Source organism: Synechococcus sp. R6-7, from assembly GCF_047461695.1.
GTDB lineage: Bacteria > Cyanobacteriota > Cyanobacteriia > Thermostichales > Thermostichaceae > Thermostichus.
Genome location: NZ_JANSHS010000232.1, coordinates 1 through 4,568, shown reverse-complemented (window position 1 = coordinate 4,568; position 4,568 = coordinate 1). Strand labels below are relative to the sequence as shown.

The 4,568-nt window shown below is 58.7% G+C and carries 6 protein-coding genes; 4 read left to right on the top strand and 2 right to left on the bottom strand.

Annotated elements, in window-relative coordinates; translation table 11 throughout:
* Positions 1–49: 49 nt before the first annotated feature.
* The gene (locus NW815_RS07565; RefSeq protein WP_414331733.1) at positions 50–364 is read right to left on the bottom strand and encodes a hypothetical protein; all 315 of its coding nucleotides are present in this window, start codon (positions 362–364) and stop codon (positions 50–52) included.
* Positions 365–883: 519 nt separating this feature from the next.
* Here NW815_RS07565 and NW815_RS07560 point away from each other — a divergent pair.
* Both NW815_RS07560 and NW815_RS07555 read left to right on the top strand, forming a co-directional pair.
* On the top strand, positions 884–1,375 hold the full coding sequence (locus NW815_RS07560; protein WP_414390266.1) for a cytochrome c oxidase assembly factor Coa1 family protein: 492 nt from the start codon (positions 884–886) through the stop codon (positions 1,373–1,375).
* Positions 1,376–1,458: 83 nt separating this feature from the next.
* Complete coding sequence (locus tag NW815_RS07555) at positions 1,459–3,006, top strand: YcjF family protein (RefSeq protein ID WP_414390268.1); 1,548 nt, start codon at positions 1,459–1,461, stop codon at positions 3,004–3,006.
* On the opposite strand, the gene NW815_RS07550 is transcribed toward NW815_RS07555, so the two are convergent.
* Positions 3,003–3,317 (bottom strand): hypothetical protein, encoded by a 315-nt coding sequence (locus NW815_RS07550; RefSeq protein WP_414344672.1) that lies wholly within the window; start codon positions 3,315–3,317, stop codon positions 3,003–3,005. The genes NW815_RS07555 and NW815_RS07550 overlap by 4 nt on opposite strands.
* Before the next feature lie 196 nt (positions 3,318–3,513).
* Between NW815_RS07550 and rpsN the strand changes: the two genes are divergently transcribed.
* Both rpsN and NW815_RS07540 read left to right on the top strand, forming a co-directional pair.
* On the top strand, positions 3,514–3,819 hold the full coding sequence (gene rpsN / locus NW815_RS07545) for a 30S ribosomal protein S14 (RefSeq protein WP_011432985.1): 306 nt from the start codon (positions 3,514–3,516) through the stop codon (positions 3,817–3,819).
* Positions 3,820–3,876: 57 nt separating this feature from the next.
* Positions 3,877–4,509, top strand: a complete 633-nt coding sequence (locus NW815_RS07540) for a ribonuclease D (RefSeq protein ID WP_414415860.1) — start codon at positions 3,877–3,879, stop codon at positions 4,507–4,509.
* The last annotated feature ends 59 nt before the right edge of the window (positions 4,510–4,568 follow it).

Sequence of the window (4,568 nt, the reverse complement as noted above, 5' to 3'; positions counted from 1 at the left end):
CGCATAGCGCGGGTGTCGGGTAGTTTACTAATTGCTTGTAATTGCTTGACTACCCGGTCTTGGGATCCCTCGCCAGGCTTAACCCAGTCGGCTGGGACTGAGTTGTCTCGGCTCTGTCCGGTACCAGGCGCAGGGGCGGGCCAAAGCGGCCAACCGCTACAGTGTTGTTCAGGGCCGGGATCTGGCGGATGGATCCCTGGCGTAGGCAGCGGTGTAGACGGCGCAGCAGGAAGAGGTCGGCTTCGGAGCACTCCTCTCGAAATAGCCTTACGTTAAGTTCGTGTTCCTGAGCAGCGGTGAGCAAACCGGTCATCATGGCGGTTTGAATGATCTGCTGCACGGTTATGGTTGTCGCTTCATCCATAGGTTTAGGCGATTGGATGGAGACCTTTTGCTGCTCTTATTCTCGACAAATCCCTCTGATATTGACTCCGCCAAATAGCGGATTCGATATGCGCGCTTTGTCATCTTTCCCAATGTTCAGGAAATAGGGCTTTCCAGGTATCCATTGACTTTCTGATCCATCCAGATCCTATTCAGGCGAAAAGCTTGAAATCCTTGCTTCACAAGCCTTTCCAATCGAAGTGGGAGCAGAGCCAACAATTGGATACGTAGGGATCCCATCCTCACTGCAGTACAAAATTAGACTCAACAGTGAGTTGCTTGAACTTGCCAAAGAGGTGCTGATCCCATGATTTTTCGAGCTGTTGTTTGAGGCCGTAACAGATATCTGTGGCAATACGGAACTGAGAAGCGATGTTCGTCACCGACAAATGGCGTAGGGTTGCTTGGCTTTTTGTCTGTACCTTGTCGGCAATGAAGGCATAGAGGATGAGCAACAGCCTTGTGTTAGGGTGGGGGCATTCTAGGGTGGCAATGGGCTGTGTCAGAAACTCCACAAAAAGTCGGCTGTGCTGTCCCTCTGGGCTGCTGTGGCTGCGGCTGTTTGGGCCTGCTGGCGGTGTTGGGCCTGGGGCTGGCGGGGGCAGGGATCCTGATCTGGAATGGGATCCGCACTTCGGGTGCCTATCGCACCTACCAGTTGGCGGTGGAGCAGCTCAAACAAAATGCTGTGGTGGTGGAACGTCTGGGGGAACCCTTGAGGCCGGGATGGCCCTCGCGGCTGCGTTTTCAGGAAGATGAGGAAGCCGGTTGGGTGTGTCTGTTCTTTTTGATTACAGGGGCCCAGCGCACCGGCGATGTGGTGGTGGAATCGGAGCGGGGCATGGCCGGCTCGGCATGGCAGTTGCGCCATCTGCAAGTGAAAGTTGACGGGGATCCGCAGGCCATTCAGGTCATCGAGGGGGAATCTCGGTGTGAAAAGGAAGAGTCGGATGGAGAAGCCCTGCCCCTGCAGCCAGAAGGCGACATCTAGGTAGCCGGATATGCTCAGCCGCGGGTAGAGTCAAAAGGACTCCGTCCCGCTGACGCGAACGGTTGTGGCCTTGTTGGATCCCTATGCGGTCGCTCCCTTACCTGCGCTTGCTGCTGCTGTTGGCGCTGTTGGCCTCGTTCACCGGGCTGATCGTCTGGCTGATCCAATCGTTTCTCGATCTGTACTACGCCACCCGCTACCACCCGATTTTGGGGGGGCTGTTGATTGGGGTGCTGGTGCTGCTGCTGCTGGTGTTTTTGGCCGCTGCCATCTACTACTTGTTTCTGTTTCGCCAACCCGCCCCCAGCAGGAGGGAAATTACCCAACCCCTTGCCTTGCCGGAGACGGCTTTGGAAAAGCGGAAAGCGGCGCAACAGAACTTGGCTCAACTGGAGGCGCAGCTAGCGCAAATCCAGGATGAAGTGGCGCGGGCAGCGCTGGCGGAGCGGTCGGCTCTGCTGGCCCAACAGTTGGCCCAGCCCCAGCTGAAGGTGGTGGTCTTCGGCACTGGGTCGGCGGGCAAGACTTCTTTGGTCAACGCGCTGCTGGGGCGGCGGGCGGGGGCGGTGGCGGCCACTCTGGGCACCACCCAGGCGGTGGCTTGTTACGATTGGAACTTGCCTGGGATCCCGCAGCCGGTGCAGATCCTGGATTGCCCCGGCATTTTGGAGATCGGCCCGGCAGGGGTGATGCGGGAACAGGAGGCGCAAGCCCAAGCCCAAGCTGCCGATCTGCTGCTGGTGGTGGTGGATGGGGATCTGCGCCAGTCAGAGGTGGATCCCTTGCGCCGGTTGATCGCCCTGGGCAAGCGGGCCTTGCTGATCCTGAACAAAGCGGATCGCTACACCTCAGAAGAACGGCAGATCCTCTTGCAACGCCTGCGGGAGCGGGTTCATCCCCTGATCCCACCTCAGGATGTGTTGATGGCTGCCGCTGCTCCAGCCCCTGTGCGGGTGGGATCCCAAACCTGGCGACCGGAGCCGGAGGTGGCGGCGGTGCGGGATCGCGTGCAGGCGGTGCTCTATGCCGAGGGGGGATCCCTGGCCTTGGACAATGCCCTGCTGCAATCGCAACAGTTGGGGGAAGAGGCCAAACGGATTCTCCAAGCCCAACTGCGCCGGCAGGCGGAGGAGGTGATCGATCGCTTTCAGTGGATTGTTACAGGAGTGGTGTTCGCCAACCCCATCCCGGCGGTGGATCTGCTGGCCATTGCCGCCATCAACGCCCAGATGGTGGTGGAACTGGGATCCCTTTACGGCTGCAAAATGAACCTGCAGCAGGGGCGGGAGCTGGCCTTGTCTCTGGCCAAAACCCTAGCGGGCTTGGGCTTGGTGGAAGGGGCGATCCAACTGACCACGGGGATCTTGGCCACCGTTGCCGAAGTGAGCGTCGTCGGTTTTCTGGCGACAGCCCCCATTCAGGCAGCCAGTGCTGGCTATCTCACCCGCATTGCCGGCAAGAGCTTCATTGAGTATTTCCAGCACAACCAAAGCTGGGGAGAAGGGGGGATGCAGGCGGTGGTCAAAGCCCAGGTGCAAAATACCCAAAAATCCGGTTGGCTCAAAGAGTTTGTCCGCGAGGCTTCCCGGCGCATCTTCCGAAATGGGATGGCCAACCCAAGGGATCCCTAATGGCCGCTCAGGGCAATATCCGTCGGCATGAAGGCCAGCTTCAGTTGCGCCACATAATCGGCGTAGCTCAGTGCCGGCCCAGTGTCCCAATCCGCCAAGCCATGCATGCACTTCGACCATTGAATGAAGGCGGCAGGATAGATATAGGCCAAACTGGGATCCTGCAAAACCTCTTTGGGCAGTGGAGAGGCCGACTTCAGCACTGCCAACAGAGCCGGCGGCTTGTGGAGAATCACGCGCGTGGCCTCAATCTGCTCTGGGGAAACCCTAAACTTGGTGGCGATAAACGGGATCACTCTGGAAATGGCCATCACCCAACACCAACCTCGCCTATAGAGGTAGGTTGCCCCCAAGCCGAGGGGCTGGCCTCAGGGATCCTACGGAGACCGGAAAAGGAGTGATGAACATTGGCGAGGATGGCCGTGGGCGGGCCTGGGATCCCCTTGCTTGGGGCCGCTGCTCCCCGTTATCCTAGTAAAGCTGAAAAATCTGGGGAAACAGTGAGCCGTGGCTAAAAAGAGCATGATCGAGCGGGAGAAAAAGCGCCAACGCTTGGTCGAGAAGTATCGGGAGAAGCGCCAACAACTGAAAGCGGCCATGGCCGATCCCAACATCGACCAGGCCACCCGCATGGAGCTGCACGCCCAACTGCAAAAACTCCCTCGGGCCAGCTCGCCCACACGCCTGCGCAACCGCTGCTGGAAAACCGGGCGTCCCCGGGGTTACTTCCGCGATTTCGGCCTGTGCCGCAACAGCCTGCGGGAAATGGCCCACAGAGGCTTATTGCCAGGTGTGGTCAAGTCTAGCTGGTAGTTGCCTGGCCTTCGCCGCTTGGTTATGCAGCCAAAACACCCTTTTGAGAGATCCTGAGTGGGCCTGCAACCTTTTCAGCTCTGTGACGAAGATCTCACCCCTGCAGTGGCAAAGGCCCTGGCCAGGGAACCTTACCTGGCCGTGGATACAGAAACAATGGGGCTGATCCCGCAGCGGGACAGGCTTTGCGTGGTGCAAATCGCCAACTCCGCCGGTGAGGTGGTGCTGTTGCGGCTGAGCCGCGGGGTAAAGCAGGCCCCCTTTTTGGCGCAGCTGCTGATGGCTCCAAGCATTGAAAAGATTTTCCACTACGCCCGCTTTGACCTGGCGATGCTGCGCTATCACCTGGGGATCCGGGCGTGGCCCGTCTTTTGCACCAAAATTGCCAGCAAACTGGCCCGCACCTACACCAGCAAACACAGCCTCAAAGATGTGGTGAGCGAGCTGTGCGGGGTCGAACTCAACAAAACTGCCCAAAGCTCCGATTGGGGAGCCGTCCACGCGCTATCCGCCGAACAGCTGGAATATGCCGCCAACGATGTTCGCTATTTGATCCCGGTGCGCCACAAGTTGGCGGAGATGTTACAGCGGGAAGAACGCTGGGAGTTGGCGCAGCAGTGTTTCCAACATTTGCCTACTTTGGTAGAGCTGGATCTGTTGGGCTTCAGTAACGTCTTCGAACATCAGTAGGCGGGGCTTTACTTGATAGACAGTCACCGAATTTTCGGGCTGGAGGCCCGCACCATAGC

What these genes read in the sequence shown, in the direction of transcription:
- NW815_RS07565 (WP_414331733.1), bottom strand. Translation starts at nt 364, where the DNA reads ATGGATGAAGCGACAACCATAACCGTGCAGCAGATCATTCAAACCGCC.
- NW815_RS07555 (WP_414390268.1), top strand. Translation starts at nt 1,459, where the DNA reads ATGCGGTCGCTCCCTTACCTGCGCTTGCTGCTGCTGTTGGCGCTGTTG.
- NW815_RS07550 (WP_414344672.1), bottom strand. Translation starts at nt 3,317, where the DNA reads ATGGCCATTTCCAGAGTGATCCCGTTTATCGCCACCAAGTTTAGGGTT.